The organism is Natronobacterium gregoryi SP2 (assembly GCF_000230715.2).
GTDB lineage: Archaea > Halobacteriota > Halobacteria > Halobacteriales > Natrialbaceae > Natronobacterium > Natronobacterium gregoryi.
The window spans coordinates 106,410-123,775 of record NC_019792.1; the positions used below are offsets into that span (position 1 = coordinate 106,410).

A 17,366-nucleotide genomic window follows, 5' to 3' on the forward strand; every position below is an offset into this window, starting at 1 on the left:
AAAGCGGGTGAAAGCCCTCGGACTCTTGCTTTCCCATCCGGAACGGTTGGTCGGCAGGCCGACTCGGGTGGTCGGACAGGCACGCGACTCGAACGTGGAAAATTCGGCAATTCGGAGGAACACGATGGGTACTGACAGCAACGATTCGGACGACAGCGGACACTGCAAGACGCCCGACAGCGACGGTGAAATCGCCGAAGAGATCGCGATCGTCGCCTTCGAGCGAAAAATGGACACTGCCGAGGAGATCGTCGCGGGGATCGGCGACCGCTACGAGTCCATCGAGATTCTCGAGTATCACGGCGACGTGTTCGCGGAGCAGTGGGGCGAGTACGACTGTTTCGTCGGGCTGATGGCGAGTGGTATCGCGATGCGAAAGACTGCAGGGCTGCTCGAGGACAAATGGGACGATCCCGCAATCGTCGTCGTCGACGAGGCGTTGACGTGGGCGATCCCGATCACGGGTGGCCACCACGGCGCGAATCAGGTCGCACAGGACCTGGCGACGATGGGTGCCGTGCCGGCGATGACGACCGCGAGCGAGGCGGCGGGAAAGCAAGGCGTCGAGGCCCGCGCGAAGGCGATGGACGCCCACGTGGTCAACGGCGACTCGACGGTCGCGACGAACCTCGCTGTCCTCGACGACGAACTCGGTCCCGTCGCCCGACTCGACGGCCCGAAGGCGGTGCTGGTCGGCGACGACGTGACCGTCCTCAAGCGGAATACCGAGGACGGCGTCGTCATCGGCACCGGCAGCGTCTCGGGAGCGAAAAAGGAGACGTTCCTGGAGGCCTGGGAGCGTGCACTCGAGGGGACCGAGTACGAGAGAGACGACGTCGAGTTCGTCGCGACGGCGACCCGGAAAGAAGACGAGCCGGGACTGCTCGCCGCGGCCGACGAACTCGGACTGGGCGTCGTTGCCTTCGACAAAGAGACGCTACTCGCCCACGAGGGGCCGACGCCCTCGAAGTCGAAGGAGTTGATCGGCTGGCCGGGCGTCTCGGAGTCGTCGGCGATCGCCGGCGGACGCGAGCAGGAACTGGTCGTAGAGAAGAGCAGCCACGAAGACGAGGTAACGGTGGCGATTGGTCGATGACTGGTGGTACTCCCGAAGAGTACGGCACTCTCTACGTCGTCGGCATCGGTCCCGGCCTGCCCGATCACATGACCAAACGGGCAAAAGACGTGATCGAGACGGCCGACTGCGTGATCGCTTCCAATCTCTACCAGAAGTTCCTCCGCGAGGACGGCACGCTGCCGCCCGAAGAGGAGTTCGACGACGACGGCTGCGTGACTCGAGACGATGGTCACGAACAGCAACTCGTCCGGTCGTCGATGGGTCGCCAGATCGAACTCGCACGCGAGGCCTTCGAGCGAGTCCGTGCCGGCGAGGACGTCGCTCACGTCTCCGGCGGCGATCCCTCCGTCTACGGCAAGTCCGACCTCATCTTCACGATGGCCAGAGAGGAGGCGGCGACGGACGTGCCGATCGAGATCGTTCCCGGCATGACGGCGGCACTCGGCGGCGCGGCAAACGTCGGCGCGCCGTTGTGTAACGACTTCTGTACCGTCTCGCTGTCGGACAAGTGGCGCGGCTGGGACGAGATCGAGGAGAAGTTGCGCGCAGCGGCAATCTCTAGTTTCGTGATCGTCCTCTACAACTGCTGGCGCAACTACGAGAAGGCAATCGAGATCGTCCGCGAGGAACGAACCGACGACGCCTACGTGGCGATCGTCAACGACGCTGGCCGTGCCGATACTGGACGAAACGGCGAAGACCAGTTCGTCACGACGCTCGGCGAAGCCGCCGATCACGACGACAAGGTCTCGGGGATGGGCACCTCTCTCATCGTCGGCACCCACGAGACCGACACCTGGAGCAACGACGATCGAACGTACCTGGTCACCCCGCGTGGCGGGCGTGACGTGGCGGACTTCTAACCATGAGCACTGACACTGACACTGACGCTGACACTGACCGCGAATCCGACAAATCGAACTCGCACTGTGGCGCAAGTACCGGCGACACGGCCGGGACCGCAAGCGACTCCGGTTCGACGTGTGGAGCCTCGAGTAGTGACGACTCGAGTGCCTCGAACTGTGGAGCCTCGAGTAGTGACGACTCGAGTGCCTCGAACTGTGGAGCCTCGAGTAGTGACGACTCGAGTGCCTCGAACTGTGGAGCCTCGAGTAGTGACGACTCGACGGAGAAAGAAGTCGACGCGACCGTCGACGATTTCGATGCCGACCCCGGCAAACTGGTCGCCGTCGGCCTCGGTCCTGGTCATCCGGAGGGGATGACCGAGCGAGCACGAGCGGCTCTGCTCGAGGCCGACCACATCGTCGGTTACACGACCTACATCGAGTTGCTCCCCGACGAGGTCGTCGAGGGGGCCGACGAGATTTACGACACGCCGATGTGTGGCGAGGTGTCTCGGACCGAGGAGTCGGTCGACCGGGCTCTGGCTGGCAACGATGTCGCAATCGTCGGTAGCGGCGACCCGAACGTCTACGCGCTCGGAGGGTTGGCTCTCGAGATTCTCGAATCGAAGGGTGCGACGCCCTCGCTGGTCGACTTCGAGGTCGTCCCGGGTGTGCCGGCGGCCCAGTCCTGTGCTGCGCGTTTGGGCGCACCGCTGGTGAACGACACCGTCTCGATCTCGCTGTCGGATCACCTCGTCCCGATGCCCGAGATCGAGTCGCGTCTGCACGCCGCGGCCAAAGAGTCGTTCACGATCACGATCTACAATCCCTGGAGCCGCAAGCGCAGGGAGAATTTCCAGAAGTGCTGTGAGATCCTGCTGACTCATCGCGATCCGGAGACGCCCGTCGGCATCGTCCACGCTGCTGGCCGCGAGGACGAGGAGGTGCTGATTACCGACCTCGGCGAACTCGCGGGGCTCGGAGAGAACGAGATCATCGACATGACGACGACGATCGTCGTCGGCAACGAGGAGACGTACGCTTGGGACGATCGGATGGTCACGCCGCGTGGCTACGAGACGAAGTACGACTACTGACCCATGCCAAAGTACGAAATCACGCTCGAGAAAGCGACCTGTGACGGTATCTTCGCCTGCCTGACCCGCGATCCGCGGTTCGTCGAGGACGACGACGGGTTGGCGACGATCGATCCCGACGCCGACCCGGTCTACGACGCGACCGGCGAGGAGTCGGTCAGACTCGAGGACGGTCGCATCGTCGCTACGTTCGACGACGATCGGCTCGCGGAGACGAGACAGGCCGCCAAAGCCTGTCCAGTGAACGCGATCGACGTCCAGGAGGTGGGCGAATGAGCCACGACGACGAGGCTGTGCTGGTCGTCGGCCACGGCTCTCGCCGCGAGAGGTCAAACGAGCAAGTCCGAGACATCGCTGCCGACCTCGAGTCGGCTATCGGCGTGCCCGTCGTGGCCGGCTTCATCGAGTTCGCCGAGCCGTCGCTGATGGACGCTCTCTCGACGCTCGCGGCGAAGGCGTCGACGATCACAGTCGTCCACTGCTCGCTGTTTGCTGCCGGCCACGTCAAAAACGACGTCCCGCTCGCGTTGAACGTCGCACGCGAACGGTACGATGTCGAGATCCACAACGGCTCACACATCGGCGTCCACCGGTCGATCCTGGAATTGCTCGACGACCGCATCGCGGCGGTCGAGCGTGACCGCGGCATCGACCGTGAGCAAGCGACAGTCGAAGTCGTCCTCACCGCTCGCGGCTCGAGCGATCCGGACGCCAACGGTGACGTGTTCAAACTGGCTCGGATGCTCTACGAGGGTCGATCGTTCGGCCGCGTCGAACCGGCGTTCGTCGGTATCACCGACCCACGACTCGAGACGGCCGTCTCAGAGCGGGTCGTCCACGACCCCGACGCGATCGTGGTCGTTCCGTATATGCTCGGCGACGGCGTGCTCACCCAGCGTCTCTACGGCTGGGTCGACGAACTCGACGAGGAACACGACGACGTCGCGATCGGTGTGAGCCGTCCGCTCGGAACGGACAGGCGACTCGTCGAGGTCCTGGCCGATCGGTACCGACAGGCTCGCCGCGGCGGCGTCGACATGTCGTGTGATACGTGCAAGTACAAGGTCAGGCTCCCAGGTCACGAAGACGAGGTTGGCGGTGAGGCGGCACTGGAACACGCCCTCGAACACCTCGGGGGACACGAGCACGATCACGGACACCAGCACGATGGCGGTGGACACGACCACAGCCACGCACACGAGGGTGGAACCTGACGGAGACGACGATGAGTAGCCACGACCAGACGGGAGCCGAACTCTCGGCGGCGTTCGACGACGAGGCCGTACTGATCGTCGGGCACGGCTCTCGGCGCGAGAAATCCAACGAACAGGTCCGGGAACTGGCGGCTGACCTCGAATCGCGTCTCGGGCTCCCGGTCGACGCGGCGTTTCTGGAACTCGCCGACCCGTCGATCGACGACGCACTTGCAGCGCTCGCGACCGTCGTCTCGCGGGTGACTGTCGTCCACTGCTCGCTGTTCGCCGCGAGTCACGTCAAAAACGACGTGCCGCTTGCGATCGAACAGGCTCGCTCCCGATACGAGCTCGAGATCGACAACGGAGCACACCTAGGCGTTCACCCGGCTCTCCTGGCTCTCCTCGACGATCGGGTCGCCGAAGTCGAGGTGAAACTCGGCGTGGATCGCGAGAGCGACGACGTCGCAGTCGTGCTCTGTGGTCGAGGATCGAGCGATCCGGACGCCAACGGCGACGTCTACAAACTCGCCAGGTTGCTATACGAGGGGCGGGCGTTCGATCGCGTCGAAGCGTCGTTTGTCGGTGTCACCGACCCGCGACTCGAGGAGACGCTGCACGACCTCTCGAAGCATCGGCCGGACGCGGTCATCGTCTTGCCGTACATGCTCGGCGACGGCGTGCTCACCCGTCGCGTCCGCGACTGGACCGATGAGTTCGACGACGAGTATCCGTACGTCGACGCACTGGCGGGCGATCCGCTCGGGACTGATTCGAGGCTGCTCGACGTCTTCGCCGACCGCTGGCAGGAGGCTCGCACCGGAGACGTCGAGATGTCGTGTGACACCTGCAAGTACAAGGTCGACCTCGAGGGGTACGAGGAAGATGTCGGCGGCGCTCGCGCCATGCTGCGTGCGCTGGCCCACCAGGAGTCACACGCCGACAGAGAAGACGTCGACGACGAGCCACACGTTCACGACGCTCCCGAGAAACACGTCGCCGTCTGTACGAACCAGACCTGTGCTGATGACGGTTCGACGACCGTCCTCGAGCGACTTCGGCAGGCGGTTCGTGACGCCGAGGTACGTGACGTCCACGTCACGCGCAGTTCCTGTCTGGGTCAGTGCGGTGACGGACCGATAGTCACCGTCTATCCCGACGGGATCTGGTACGGTGGCGTCTCGCCCGACGACACGGAACGTATCGTTTCGTCCCATCTCGAACGGGACCGCATCGTTTCCGATCTGGTCCACCAGACGCTGTAGGAACCAGACGCTGTAGGACCACGAACACACACGACAGTACAATGGCTTGCGCAGAACTCGAAGCACTGAGACTTGCACTGATGACCCTCAACGGAACCGTCGACGAGAGCGTCAAACGACACGCCGAGGCCGAAATCGGCGACGAACTCGAGAATAACGGCCCGATCGCGGCCCTGGCGAGCGCGGAGACGCTCGAAGAGATCCAGCGCCATCTCGACGCGGCGCTAGTCGACCTCGAGGAGGAGGCGGCCGACGCCGACTCGACCGACCCCTACGGAGCCTACCTCCGTGGGCGGATCGTCGCCGTCCGGGACGCCGAACAGCGGATTCGACGGCTCCGCGAGCGAACTGACGGCCTTCTCGAGGATTTCGGGGAGACCCATCATACGCTCCACGAGACGTTCCCGATCGAGGAGTGAGGATGAACGGAACGCTGGATGCCGACGGCGACGGCCCCCTCGAGCGCGAAATACGAGTATTGCTCGGGGACCTCGGTCCGGCCGCGAGCCGACACAACTGGCGTCGATCGGCCGTCGCCGTCGGCGAGGAGTGCGTCTTCGCCGGTCTCGCGGACGGTCGAGTGGTCGCCTACGACCTCACGGACGGCGAGCCACGGGAACGCTGGAGCGTCGCCGGCGACGGGGAGCGTTACGTCGTCTCGATAGCCGTCGCCGACGGCTACCTCGTCGTCGGAGAACGAGGTCCCGAGGGGCGGATTCGCGTCCACTCGAGCGAGACCGGTGACCTCCTGTGGGAGTACGTCACCGCCGAAGACGTCGGCTCGCCCGCCGACGAGACGTTCTTCGCCCAGCCGTTCGTCGTCGACGTTCGGGTCGCCGACGGAACGGTCGTCGCCGCCTCCCGCCGGTACGAACGCGACGGCGACCTCCAGCAGTGGTCGAGCGTCGTCTACGGCTTCGACCTCGAGGGTGGCCTCGAGTGGGCCTACAATGCCCGAGCCTCGCCGATCGCGTTCGACGTCGACGATCGTCGAGTAGCCGTCGGCTACAATCGCTGTCCGCCGAACCACGACCACGATCACGGACTCGTCGTGCTCGACAGAGAGACCGGTGACGAGATAGCGAACTGGGACCCCGGTACGTCGGGGGAGCGCCGCGTCGGTGACGTTTCCCTCACCGATGCGGGCATCGCCGTTGCCAGTCACGGCGACAAGCACGGCTATTTCCTCGACGACGACTGCGGCGAAGGATGGGGCATCGACCTCGCTAGCGAACGCGACCTCGACGGTGAGACGCTCTACGCCTATCCGAATCACGCCACCGTCGTCGACGGAACCGCCGTTTTCGTCACTGGGAACACCTTCGCCGAGGAGACTCGCGATCCCGACGGCCGCCATCCGCACGAGCATACGGCCGTCGGCGTCGATCTCGAGGACGGGACGAAACGCTGGTCGCACGACGTCCGCGGCTTCGCCCGCGGTGTCGCTCGAGACGGCGATCTCGTAGTGATCCCGTCGACACAGAACTTCCGTGAACGGGACGCCGAAACCCACGCCGTCCACGTCATCGAGCCCGAAACAGGGCCGATCGAGCGTCGTCCGATCGAGGGGATCTCGACTGTGGCTTCCCTGTCGAACGATCGACTCGCCGTCATCGAGGAACCGGTCGAATACCACGACGAAGGGGTTACGCGAGGGGCCTATCGGCTTCACACGTGGCGACTCGAGCGGTAGGCGCTCACGGAGTCGCGATCGAGCGCCTTCTCTGCAGCCTTCGAATGCAAAATCGCGACAGTTATAGTAGCCACTGCAAGTCAATGCACACCTGATCGCACGAGTGCTGTGCGATCAGTGTGTAAATCGTTGCAGTTGTTACTATAGAGTGGTTCGACGGCGGTTTGGTTGCGGGTCGATGCTCCTGTTTCGAGATTACTCGTGGTCCCCGGGAGGCTCGCCGTCGACGCGGGACGCCTCGGGGCCGAACTCGCGTTCGAGCAGGGCAGGGATGTCGTCGGGCTGAACGTCGGAGTACCATTCGTTCTGGGGCTGGATCGTGATCGCCGTCCCGCCCTCGCTACAGAGTGCGAGACAGCCCGTGGTCGACACACCGATCGGCGACCAGAACGCGTTCCGCTCTCGAAGCCAATCTTTGACGGCTTCGAGCGTCTCTTCGGCGCCGGCGTCGTGACAGCACGCGTACTCGGAGTCGCGGTCGGTCGTACAGACGAAGACGTGTGCGTCGAGCCGTTCTCGCTGTTCGGGTGTGCGGCGTTTCATTTGTATTCGGGACGGACGACGGGTTCGTTCACGTGCTGACGAGGACCTCGTCGGTTGCGGTTTCTCGCACGATTCCACCTTCGTATCGCCGGAGTCAGTTGCAGTTTGTCCATCGATTGAAACCTCAGTTGTCTCTAATTTTCTCCGCATCCGACCGCCGATGCCGTTTCTGCCACCCGCTCGGCCGAGAGCTCCGAGAGTGGGAGCCGTTTCCCCCCGGTTTCGGTTTCGAGGATGCCGACCAGCCCTGCCCCATCGTCGCCGGCGTCGACGACCACGACCTCGGAATCGGTTCGAGCCAGTCGACGCGCCGCTTCTCGCGTACTCGCCGTCGGGCTTCCCTCAGCGACGTTCGCCCGCCCGTCGGTCACGACGACCACGAGGCTCGCGTCAGCGTCGGTTCGCGTCACGAGTCGGGTGGCTTCCTCGAGACCCGACGGCAGCGGCGTCCGGTCACCGGTCGGGAGTTCCTTCAGATGGCGAGCGGCGAGCGTGACGCTATCGGTCGGCGGCAGGGCGACTTCGGCCTCCTCGCCGGCGACGGCCACGAACGCCACTTCGTCGCGGTGTTCGTAGGCGTCCTGCAGCAGGTTCATGACCGTCCCCTTGGCCTCGGCCATCGCCGGACGCATGGAGGCGCTGGCGTCGACGACGAAGACGATCAGGGAACCGGCTCGAGATTGTCTGACGGATTTTCGGAGGTCGCCTTCCTCGACGCGCGTCCGACCGTCAGTCGCAGCGGCCCGGACCGACGCGGCCGTGTCGACCGACTCGTCGGCGGTTGCACGCTCCGTCCGCACCCGTGCGCCACGGCCGCGGTCCGACGCCTGTGCGCGCACTCGAGTGCCATCGCCTCGAGTCGACGCGTCAGCTTCGACGTCGTCGACGGGCGGCCGTTCTGCATCGCCGATTTCGGCCCGTTGCTGGCCCGGGACGAGCGGCGTCGCCTCGTCTTCGTCGTCGCCCTCGGCTGGCGCGTCCGCATCCTCCGGCTCACCGTCTCCAGTTCCGTCGTCATCGTCGGAGGCGTCACTCGAGGGCTGGCTCGAGCTGTCAGCGCCGTTACTGCCAGTGTCACTCGAGTCGCCGGAGCCGTCGCCTCGAGCGTCGTTTCGGGGTTCGTCGTCCTCGCTCGCTTCGTCGCTGCTCGCTTCCGACTCGTCGGCTTCGCCCTCGCCGTCTCTCTCCTCGTCGTCCTCGTCGAAGTGATCCTCGAGTACGTCCTCCGGGTCCGGCGCGTCCTCGAACGGTCGACTCTGGAGGCGATGTGGTAGCGCCAGCCGAGCGGCCTCCGTCACGTCGGGTTGGATCACCTTCCGGCGACCCTCGAGCGCAGCGAGCGTCCGGGCAGTACGGGCGATGGCGATGTCTCCGCGGTGGCCGTCGACGCCCGCGTCGAGACAGAGGTCGGCGATTTCGCGCTTGAACTCGTCGGGGAGGGAAACCGTCTCGAGCAGGTCCCGTGCCTCGCGTAGCTGCTGTCGTCGGGCGGCGATATCGGCCTCGTAGCCGGCGGCGAACGTTTCGGGATCGGCGTTTCGCTCGAGTGCACGATCGATCACCGCGATGCGGTCGTCGACGTCACGACAGCCGGTGACGGTCGCCTGGAGGGAAAATCGATCCCGGAGCTGTGGCCGCAACTCGCCCTCTTCGGGGTTCATCGTCCCGATCAGGGTGAAGTCGGCGGGATGAGAGACGCTTACGCCGTCGCGTTCGACACGGTTGACGCCGCTCGCGGCCGCATCGAGGAGGACGTCCACGAGGTGGTCCTCGAGCAGGTTGACCTCGTCGACGTACAGGAACCCCCGATTCGCCTGCGCGAGCAGTCCGGGATCGAACTCTGCCTCGCCCTCGAGTGCGTCGGCAACGGAGAGCGTTCCGACGACGCTCTCGCGGGTTGCTCCGAGCGGAAGTGTTACCAGCGGAACGGGCCGGGTTTCGACTGCGAGGTCGTCGTGGTCGCGCGATCGACACGTCTCACACTGGCTGGCCGGATCGTCGGGTGGACAGCCGTACGGACAGTCCGCGACGGCCCGTTGGTCGGGTAGCAGGTCGACGAGTCCGCGGACGGCTGTCGACTTCGCGGTTCCTTTCTCCCCCTGAACGAGCACGCCGTCGAGTCCGTCGTCGACTGCAACGGCGAGCAACGCCCGCTTCAGTTCCTCCTGTCCGACGATCGCCGAAAACGGCGCTCGGTGACGCTCCATGTCGATGTACAAGTTTATTTGTAGTACCGAAATAATACTTTATCATCGATGCCGACGATCGGGTTATACACGGCGACCGAAAACGAGTTAGGCGCGATACAGGAAGCCGCGAACCGGCTCGAGGGAATCGACCTCGACGTCCGTTCGGAGAGTGACCTCGAAGACGAGACCGAACTCGAGACGTTCCTCGAGGCTCTCGAGTCCACCGACGTGGTGGTCTTCTGGCTCCACGGGGGCGAAGACAGTATGCCAGGATACGGGATGGCGACCGAGCGACTCGCCGAGGCGGGCGTCCCGCTGGTCGTGAAGGCGACGGGCGACGCCTACGCGCTCGAGGACACGACCGTCGCCGAACGCGACCGCGAACGAGTCTACGACTATCTCGAGCGAGGCGGAACGGTCAACGTCGCGAACTGCTGTCGGTATCTCGCAGCGGAGTACGGCGACTACGACGGCGAGTACGACGACCCAGTCGAACTTCCGACAGAAGGAGTCTACCATCCCGACTATCCAGCCGTCGAGTACGAAGACCTGCTCGAGACGCACGATCCAGGCCGGCCGACGGTCGGCGTCTGGTTCTACGAGTCCCACTGGACCCACGCCAACACCCGCTACGTCGACGCGCTCGTCGACGCACTCGAGGAGCGCGGCGTGAACGTGTTGCCGGCGTTCTGTAATCCGGCGACCGACGAGGAGGGCCAGGAGAACGCCGAGTGGGTCGCGAGAAACTGGTTCAGCGACGAGGACGGGCCGATCGTCGACGCCGTCGTCAGTTCCTTCATGTTCTCGCTGGGGATGAGCGAACGCGGTCGGTCGGCAAGCGATGAGGGTGGCACGGAGGAGATCTTCTTAGAGGAACTGGGCGTGCCCGTTCTGCAGGCGATCACGACGATGCGCTCGCGGTCGCGCTACGAGGCCAGTGATACGGGCGTGATGGGGTTCGAACTCGCGCTGTCCGTGGCGCTGCCGGAGTTCGACGGCAACGTTGTCACCCATCCCATCAGCGGGAAAGAGCGGATGGGCGACGAGGCCGGCGTCGGCACCGCGCCGAAACAGCATTTCCCGATCGAAGACCGGATCGACCACGTCGCCTCGCTCGCGGTCAACTGGGCGCAACTCCGTCACACGCCCAACGAGGAGAAGCAGGTCGCCGTCGTCCTCCACAACTACCCGCCGAGCGACGACGGCATCGGAACCGCCTTCGGCCTCGACAGCCCCGAGAGCACGATCAACCTGCTCGAGGAACTCGAGGCTCGAGGCTACGACCTCGAGGATCGACCCGAGGACGGGCAGGCCCTCATCGACGAGTTGACCTCGCAACTCACGCTCGAGGATCGGTGGGTCGCTCCCGAGGACGTCCGCGAGTTGAGCGTCGACACCGTCTCGCCCGACCGATACGCGGAGTGGTTCGCGGACGCCGACGACCGGTTCTGCGAGCACGTAATCGAGGAGTGGGGCGAACCCCCCGAACGCCCGTTCGCAATTCCTGGGATGGAGTGTGGCAACGTTCTGGTGACCGTCCAGCCGCCGCGCGGATTCGGGATGGACCCCTCCAAGGTCTACCACGATTCGGATCTGCAGCCGCCACACGACTACTACGCCTTCTACGCGTGGCTACGCGAGGCGTTCGAAGCCGACGCCGTCGTTCACCTGGGGACCCACGGCAGCCTCGAGTGGCTCCCCGGCAAGACCGTCGGGCTGGACGGCGAGAGCGCGCCCGACGCTCTGGTCTCCGATCTGCCGAACGTCTATCCCTACATCGTCAACAACCCCGGCGAGGGAACCCAGGCCAAGCGGCGATCCTACGCTGCGATCGTCGACTACCTCACGCCCGTGATGCGGGCCGCCGGAACCTACGACGACCTGGCCGAACTCGAGGAACTGGCAAGCGAGTACCGCCAGGCCGGGATGGAAGACGCCCGAGCCGACGACGGAACGCAACTCGAGGCGCTGCTCCGGGAGAAAGTCGAGGAACTGGACCTGGCGGTGGAACTCGACATTGCGGGTTCGATAGACGAGAAGGCCGACGTCCGCGGCCCCGACGAAGCCGGCTCGAGTCTGGCGGAAGGTGACGTAGACGGCGAGGAGGTCGGTATCGACGACCTCGTCGAGCGGGTCCACGAGTACCTCACCGACGTCAAGACCACCCAGATCCGGATGGGGCTGCACACGATGGGCGAGCCCCCGGAGGGCGACCGTCTCGTCGAGTATCTCGTCGCACTCACGCGCCTCGAGAATCCCGGCGCGCCGAGCCTGCGGGAAAGCGTCGCGGGCGCACTGGGCGTCGACTACGAGACGATGCTCGAGTCGCCGGGAACCTACGACGAGGACCTGGGACTGACCTACGCCGAGGCCGCCGACGTCGTCTACGAGCAAAGTGTCACGTTGATCGAGACGCTCGCGGAACACGAGTTCGACGTACCCGTCTCCGAACTCGAGGGCGGTCCCGAAGACGAGGTCAACATCAACCTGCTCATCGTCGACCTCGAGACGATCGGCGACGCGCGCGCGAAACCCGGTGCACACGACGACCTTCGGGAGGTGCTCGCGTTCATCTGCGAGGAAGCCCAGCCCCGCGTTCAGGGGGCCGACGAGGAGGTTCCACGGACTGCCGACGCTCTCGAGGGCGAGTACGTTCCACCGGGAGGGTCGGGCGCGCCGACTCGTGGCGGCGTCGACCTGCTGCCGACTGCACGGAACTTCTACACGCTCGATCCCCGGAAGGTGCCCGCGAAAGCCGCCTGGCAGGTCGGCAAGGAGGTGGCGGAGGGTGTCCTCGAGCGCCACCACGAGGAGAGCGCGACTCCGAAGCAGTCGCAAGAAGGCGAGTACCCCGAGGAGATCGGGGTCGTCGTCTGGGGAACCCCGACGATCCGGACCCGCGGGGAGACCATCGCCCAGGTGCTTGCGATGATGGGCGTCGAACCAGTCTGGACCGACGCGGGCCGGGTCGACGACGTCGAGCCGATCCCGCTCGAGGAACTCGGTCGTCCGCGGGTCGACGTCACCACGCGCGTCTCCGGACTGTTCCGCGACGCTTTCCCCGCCGCGGCGGGCGTGATCCACGACGCCGTCGACGCGGTGGTCGACCTCGACGAACCCCACGACATGAACTACGTGAAAAAGCACGTCGAAAAAGAGGCCGCGGAACTCGAGGCGGAGGGCCTCGAGGCCGACGAGGCTCGCGACGCCGTCATGGATCGGGTTTTCACCACGAAACCCGGCGGCTACGGAGCCGGGACGAACAAGGCCGTCGACGAGGGCAACTGGGACGACCGGTCGGATCTCGCCGACGTCTACGTCCAGTGGGGTGGCTACGCGATGGGCTCGAGAGGACGGGTCTCCGATGCCCACGATTCCTTCGAACGACGGCTCTCGAACGTCGACGCCACCGTCAAACTCGAGGACACGATGGAACAAGACGAGTTCGACTCCTCGGACTGGTATGCCTTCCACGGCGGCTTCATCTCCGCAGTCTCGGAGGTCTCCGGTGAGGAACCCGCATCGTACGTTGGGGACTCTTCCGATCCGGACAACGTGGACGTCTACACCAACGAGGAGAAGGTCCGCAAGGCGATGCGCGCCCGCGTGCTCAACCCCGACTGGCTCGACTCCATGGAGGAACACGGCTACAAGGGCGCGGGCGACCTCTCGACGACGGTCGACGTCACGCTGGGCTGGGACGCCACGACTGGCGTCGTCAGTGACCACCTCTGGGAAGAGGTCGCAGAGGCCTACGCCTTCGACGAGGATCGCCAGAAGTGGATGACAGACGTCAATCCGTGGGCCCTCGAGTCGATCACGGCGACGCTGCTCGAGGCGATCGACCGGGGACTCTGGGGTGCAGACGAGGAGACCGAAGACAGGCTCCGGGACATCAACCTCTCCGTTGAGGGTGATCTGGAGGCGAAGACGACAGCGGAGATGGCGGAGGTGACCAACGATGACTGATGGGGAATACGACAGAGAGTACGCCGATCTTGGCGCAACGACACAGGAAGCGATGGACATCGCGGAGACGAGCATGGACATCGTCCAGCAGTTCGTTCCCGACGAGACGCTCGCCGACCGAGTACGTCAGAAGTCGGTCCACTCGATGGGTGACATCGAGTTCCAGCACCTGATACGCTTTACCGGCACGGACGATATCGGTGACGACGAGGACGCTCCCGTCCGGGCCGGCGCGAGAGCCGTCCTCGAGGAAGCCAACGTCGTCACGGACATCACGATGGCTCAGGCCGGAATTACTGGACGGGGTCACGACTGTGAAAAACACAAGGCGATCGGCCACGGAGCCGACCTCGCGAAAGAGACGGGGATAACCCGGACTGCTGCGGGCGTCCTCGAACTCGACGACGACGGCGTCTACGATGGCGCGATCGTGACGATCGGCAACGCACCGACGGCCGCGTTCACACTGGCCGACTGCATCGAGAACGGAACGCGGCCGGCAGTCGTCGTCGCGACGCCTGTTGGCTTCGTCAAAGCCGAAGAGAGCCGCGAGCGCATCCGCAGTGTCAGCGACGAGTACGGTGTGCCAGCGATCACGAACGTCGGCCGACGCGGTGGCAGCGGCCTCGCCGCCGCGCTGACGAACGAACTGATCCACGTCGCTACGGACGCTCGAGCGGGCGATATCGACCTCGAGCGGACGGCCGACGCTCGAGCGACCGAGGGGAGACGATGAGCGACGAGTACGACCTCGAGGCCGGTCCTGATCCGGCGACGTTCGCAGCCGCCGTCCCGGAGCCGGAGATTGACGGCTCGGTCGTCGACCCTGTCTACGCCGTGGGCGTCGGACCGGGAAACCTCGAGTACCTCACTCCTCGTGGCGAGCGAGCCATTCGGGAGGCCGACGTCGTGGTCGGGTTCACGACCGTCGTCGAGTTCGTCGAGGGCCGGACTGACGCGGAGCTTTTGACCTGTGGCTACAGAGACGAAGCAGCGACGCTCGAGACCTTTGCCGAACGGGTCGCGGCCGGCGAGTCGGGGACGGCCGTCGCGATGGGCGATCCGAATCACTCGGGTTACCAGTTCGTCGGGAAAGTCCAGCAGGCCGTCGAACGCGAAGCTGCCGGGACGCCAGTGCAAGTGATCCCTGGCATTTCCGCGATACAGGTCGCCGCGAGCCGTGCGCGAACGCCGATGGAAGAGACCGAGTTCGTGACGCTGCACAAGAGCGGCGACCTTACAGCGGAGATGGAACGTCTCGCGATGACGGCCGGCGACCGACACGTGCTCGTGCTCCCGCGGCCCTACGACCGGATGCCCGGCGATATCGCTGCGTTCCTGCGCGAAACTGGTGTGTCCCCCGAACTCGAGGCGCTGGTGCTCGAGAGGTTAACTCACGACGACGAGCGGATCTATCGGTTCGAACTCGACGAACTCGCAGAGCACGCAGGTGGTGACGAGAAAACGGACACGCCGTTTTCGGATCTTGTCGTCCTCGCGATTCGTCGCAGAGACGAGAGCAGCTGACTACTGCTGAGCGGAATCGAAGATTCTAGTACCGTCCAACCGTCGACTGACGGGTCAAATCGAGCCACACCGCCAGATTCGACCCATCAGTTCAGGCTTGGCCCGCCACTAGGGACGGTCACTTCTCGACTGACATCTGATACGGACTGCTGTACCGATATACCGGCGCGACCGCAGGAGTGCTCGCGGTTGCGCCGGAAGTGACGTACAGCAAGCCGTACGATACGGGGTACTGTAGTCAATTACCGCCGATCACCGACCCTGTTCTGGTGAGTGGCGGGAAACAGTTACAGCAATCCGTCTGAGAGTTCCCTCGAAGAAGGCAAGTCGAGTGCTCTAGAATCGGCCCTTCGCGTCCATCCAGATGTCGGCGGGTACGTCGCTCGAGCGACCGACGTCGACGTCGAACGACCGATCGTCGTCGAGGCTGATCGAGATGCGATCGAAGTCGCCGATATATCGTGCTTTGTGGTGGCTTCCCTGTCGGATGCCGCTGGTTTCGGTGACGAGACGCGCCTCGGTCAGCCGGTCGAGTTTCCGGTAGGTCGTCGACAGCGGGAGTTCGGTTCGGTCGGCGAGTTCCGTGACCGTCAGTGGCTCCTCGAGAGCGGCGACGATCTGCCGACAGCCGTCGTCGTCCAGTGCGCCGACGACTGCATCGAGATCGACGGAGTCGTGGGACGGCGAACCGCCGAGTGACATAGCAGGGGGTTGTGAGTGGAGGCTAAAGACACGTTTGGTTAGCGAAGACCGAGTCCCGTTTTACTCGTCTTGCTGGTTCGGATCGACACGACCGGATACGATCCAGCGGGGCAGGGAGACCGCCACGCACTCGAGTTGCCGTGGGAAATGCTGGGGTGGGGTGGGCTGGGGGAGGCTGGGGTGGACTGGGGTGTCGGTGGCTACATGTGTGAGGGAGTCGAGGGGTGGAATATGAGTGACGAACGAACACCGGACGGAACGGTCGAGAACACGCCTGGTCGAGGGGAACGCCCAGAAGCCGATGGGATCGAGCCGGCGGCACCGGAGGAGTTCGGCCTCGTGCAAGTCTGGTGGGGCAGTGGCAAAGGGAAGACGACGGCCACGCTCGGCATGGGAATGCGCGCGGCGGGACACGGCCACCGCGTCCACGTCCTGCAGTTTATGAAAGGCGGTGCCTCGAGCGTCGAACCGGTTCGTGGAGAGTACAACGCTATCGCGGCGCTACCGGGAATGAGCTACGAGAATCTCGGTCACTACGGCTGGCACGGGATGGCCGACGGCAGTGACGAGGAAGGCCACGAGGCACAGGCTCGCGCAGGACTCGAGCGCGCTCACGAGTTGCTCGCGGCTGCTTCGGCGGCCGATCTCGGCGAGTCGATTCCGCTAGACGCACCGCCTGAGGACGGCGTCCACATGCTGATTCTCGACGAGATACTCTACGCCGCCGATCGAGATCTGATCTCGACAGACGACATCCTCGAGTTGCTCGAGTCGAAACCCGACGCCCTCGAACTCGTGTTGTCGGGGAGCCACGCGGAGCCGACATACCTGCAGGAGGCGGCCGATCTGATCACGAACGTCCGCAAGGAAAAGCACCCGATCGACGCTGGACAGCGCGCGCGACGTGGGACCGAGTTCTGATCTCGAGGCGTGTCGCCTCCGCTGTGATTCCTGCCCGTGCTGCGTTCTGCTCGAGCACTGCGTTTTGCCCTAACGGCCTTTCGGCTGCAAGCCACACCGGGAAAGACAGTGAGTTGATAGGATTGGTATGCGAGTCGTCTACAAACCCGGGAATTCCTACGAGGAGATCGACTGCTTCGACTTCCGCGAGTACGACTACGGCATCGTTCTCCACGACGAAGAGGGACACAACGTCGGCTACGTCCCCCACGATATTTTGAGCCACATCGAGCCCCACGAGGGAGAGACAGTCGAGTTCGAGAGCGGACAGCCGCCGGAGCCAGCGTTCGACGATGAGTAGGCGA

Annotated in this window: 16 protein-coding genes; 13 read left to right on the top strand and 3 right to left on the bottom strand. The window is 64.8% G+C overall.

Annotation, left to right across the window (positions count from 1 at the left end):
• The first annotated feature begins 124 nt into the window (after positions 1–124).
• From cbiG to NATGR_RS00535, 8 genes are read left to right on the top strand one after another with little or no spacing between them, the layout of a single operon-like run.
• Positions 125–1,096 (top strand): cobalt-precorrin 5A hydrolase, encoded by a 972-nt coding sequence (gene cbiG, locus NATGR_RS00500; protein WP_015233189.1) that lies wholly within the window; start codon positions 125–127, stop codon positions 1,094–1,096.
• Positions 1,093–1,941 (top strand): precorrin-3B C(17)-methyltransferase, encoded by an 849-nt coding sequence (locus NATGR_RS00505; protein WP_005579893.1) that lies wholly within the window; start codon positions 1,093–1,095, stop codon positions 1,939–1,941. Before cbiG ends, NATGR_RS00505 begins: the two co-directional genes overlap by 4 nt.
• A gap of 2 nt (positions 1,942–1,943) precedes the next feature.
• On the top strand, positions 1,944–3,020 hold the full coding sequence (gene cobJ / locus NATGR_RS00510) for a precorrin-3B C(17)-methyltransferase (RefSeq protein ID WP_049887758.1): 1,077 nt from the start codon (positions 1,944–1,946) through the stop codon (positions 3,018–3,020).
• Between the two features lie 3 nt (positions 3,021–3,023).
• On the top strand, positions 3,024–3,296 hold the full coding sequence (locus NATGR_RS00515; protein WP_005579897.1) for a ferredoxin: 273 nt from the start codon (positions 3,024–3,026) through the stop codon (positions 3,294–3,296).
• Positions 3,293–4,234, top strand: a complete 942-nt coding sequence (locus tag NATGR_RS00520; protein WP_005579898.1) for a sirohydrochlorin chelatase — start codon at positions 3,293–3,295, stop codon at positions 4,232–4,234. The genes NATGR_RS00515 and NATGR_RS00520 overlap by 4 nt, the downstream gene beginning before the upstream one ends.
• Before the next feature lie 11 nt (positions 4,235–4,245).
• Complete coding sequence (locus NATGR_RS00525) at positions 4,246–5,478, top strand: CbiX/SirB N-terminal domain-containing protein (protein ID WP_005579899.1); 1,233 nt, start codon at positions 4,246–4,248, stop codon at positions 5,476–5,478.
• A 41-nt stretch (positions 5,479–5,519) separates the two neighbouring features.
• A complete protein-coding gene (locus tag NATGR_RS00530; RefSeq protein WP_005579900.1) occupies positions 5,520–5,897 on the top strand; it encodes a DUF3209 family protein in 378 nt (125 codons plus the stop codon).
• 2 nt (positions 5,898–5,899) lie between these two features.
• The gene (locus tag NATGR_RS00535; protein WP_005579901.1) at positions 5,900–7,171 is read left to right on the top strand and encodes an outer membrane protein assembly factor BamB family protein; all 1,272 of its coding nucleotides are present in this window, start codon (positions 5,900–5,902) and stop codon (positions 7,169–7,171) included.
• 195 nt (positions 7,172–7,366) lie between these two features.
• Here the strand turns inward: NATGR_RS00535 and NATGR_RS00540 are convergent, their stop codons facing one another.
• Both NATGR_RS00540 and NATGR_RS00545 read right to left on the bottom strand, forming a co-directional pair.
• Positions 7,367–7,714, bottom strand: coding sequence for a (2Fe-2S) ferredoxin domain-containing protein (locus tag NATGR_RS00540; protein ID WP_005579902.1), 348 nt, complete (start codon positions 7,712–7,714; stop codon positions 7,367–7,369).
• 134 nt (positions 7,715–7,848) lie between these two features.
• The gene (locus NATGR_RS00545; protein ID WP_015233190.1) at positions 7,849–9,921 is read right to left on the bottom strand and encodes an ATP-binding protein; all 2,073 of its coding nucleotides are present in this window, start codon (positions 9,919–9,921) and stop codon (positions 7,849–7,851) included.
• 48 nt (positions 9,922–9,969) lie between these two features.
• On the opposite strand from NATGR_RS00545, the gene cobN reads away from it, so the two are divergent.
• Genes cobN through NATGR_RS00560 form a run of 3 tightly spaced genes read left to right on the top strand, consistent with a single transcriptional unit; the run spans position 9,970 to position 15,399 of the window.
• Positions 9,970–13,872 (top strand): cobaltochelatase subunit CobN, encoded by a 3,903-nt coding sequence (cobN, locus tag NATGR_RS00550; RefSeq protein WP_005579904.1) that lies wholly within the window; start codon positions 9,970–9,972, stop codon positions 13,870–13,872.
• Complete coding sequence (locus NATGR_RS00555) at positions 13,865–14,608, top strand: precorrin-8X methylmutase (protein WP_005579906.1); 744 nt, start codon at positions 13,865–13,867, stop codon at positions 14,606–14,608. Before cobN ends, NATGR_RS00555 begins: the two co-directional genes overlap by 8 nt.
• Positions 14,605–15,399 (top strand): cobalt-precorrin-7 (C(5))-methyltransferase, encoded by a 795-nt coding sequence (locus tag NATGR_RS00560; protein ID WP_005579907.1) that lies wholly within the window; start codon positions 14,605–14,607, stop codon positions 15,397–15,399. Before NATGR_RS00555 ends, NATGR_RS00560 begins: the two co-directional genes overlap by 4 nt.
• A 336-nt stretch (positions 15,400–15,735) precedes the next feature.
• Here NATGR_RS00560 and NATGR_RS00565 read toward each other — a convergent pair whose 3' ends face one another.
• A complete protein-coding gene (locus NATGR_RS00565; RefSeq protein ID WP_005579909.1) occupies positions 15,736–16,101 on the bottom strand; it encodes a winged helix-turn-helix domain-containing protein in 366 nt (121 codons plus the stop codon).
• Between the two features lie 231 nt (positions 16,102–16,332).
• Between NATGR_RS00565 and NATGR_RS00570 the strand changes: the two genes are divergently transcribed.
• Together NATGR_RS00570 and NATGR_RS00575 are read left to right on the top strand one after the other, a co-directional pair.
• Positions 16,333–17,022, top strand: a complete 690-nt coding sequence (locus NATGR_RS00570) for a cob(I)yrinic acid a,c-diamide adenosyltransferase (protein ID WP_049887830.1) — start codon at positions 16,333–16,335, stop codon at positions 17,020–17,022.
• 127 nt (positions 17,023–17,149) lie between these two features.
• Positions 17,150–17,362, top strand: a complete 213-nt coding sequence (locus tag NATGR_RS00575; RefSeq protein ID WP_005579913.1) for a hypothetical protein — start codon at positions 17,150–17,152, stop codon at positions 17,360–17,362.
• The last annotated feature ends 4 nt before the right edge of the window (positions 17,363–17,366 follow it).

Excerpts from the sequence above, each read along its gene's own strand:
- cbiG (WP_015233189.1), top strand. The coding sequence starts at position 125 with ATGGGTACTGACAGCAACGATTCGGACGACAGCGGACACTGCAAGACG.
- NATGR_RS00505 (WP_005579893.1), top strand. The coding sequence starts at position 1,093 with ATGACTGGTGGTACTCCCGAAGAGTACGGCACTCTCTACGTCGTCGGC.
- cobJ (WP_049887758.1), top strand. The coding sequence starts at position 1,944 with ATGAGCACTGACACTGACACTGACGCTGACACTGACCGCGAATCCGAC.
- NATGR_RS00515 (WP_005579897.1), top strand. The coding sequence starts at position 3,024 with ATGCCAAAGTACGAAATCACGCTCGAGAAAGCGACCTGTGACGGTATC.
- NATGR_RS00520 (WP_005579898.1), top strand. The coding sequence starts at position 3,293 with ATGAGCCACGACGACGAGGCTGTGCTGGTCGTCGGCCACGGCTCTCGC.
- NATGR_RS00525 (WP_005579899.1), top strand. The coding sequence starts at position 4,246 with ATGAGTAGCCACGACCAGACGGGAGCCGAACTCTCGGCGGCGTTCGAC.
- NATGR_RS00530 (WP_005579900.1), top strand. The coding sequence starts at position 5,520 with ATGGCTTGCGCAGAACTCGAAGCACTGAGACTTGCACTGATGACCCTC.
- NATGR_RS00535 (WP_005579901.1), top strand. The coding sequence starts at position 5,900 with ATGAACGGAACGCTGGATGCCGACGGCGACGGCCCCCTCGAGCGCGAA.
- NATGR_RS00540 (WP_005579902.1), bottom strand. The coding sequence starts at position 7,714 with ATGAAACGCCGCACACCCGAACAGCGAGAACGGCTCGACGCACACGTC.
- NATGR_RS00545 (WP_015233190.1), bottom strand. The coding sequence starts at position 9,921 with ATGGAGCGTCACCGAGCGCCGTTTTCGGCGATCGTCGGACAGGAGGAA.
- cobN (WP_005579904.1), top strand. The coding sequence starts at position 9,970 with ATGCCGACGATCGGGTTATACACGGCGACCGAAAACGAGTTAGGCGCG.
- NATGR_RS00555 (WP_005579906.1), top strand. The coding sequence starts at position 13,865 with ATGACTGATGGGGAATACGACAGAGAGTACGCCGATCTTGGCGCAACG.
- NATGR_RS00560 (WP_005579907.1), top strand. The coding sequence starts at position 14,605 with ATGAGCGACGAGTACGACCTCGAGGCCGGTCCTGATCCGGCGACGTTC.
- NATGR_RS00565 (WP_005579909.1), bottom strand. The coding sequence starts at position 16,101 with ATGTCACTCGGCGGTTCGCCGTCCCACGACTCCGTCGATCTCGATGCA.
- NATGR_RS00570 (WP_049887830.1), top strand. The coding sequence starts at position 16,333 with ATGAGTGACGAACGAACACCGGACGGAACGGTCGAGAACACGCCTGGT.
- NATGR_RS00575 (WP_005579913.1), top strand. The coding sequence starts at position 17,150 with ATGCGAGTCGTCTACAAACCCGGGAATTCCTACGAGGAGATCGACTGC.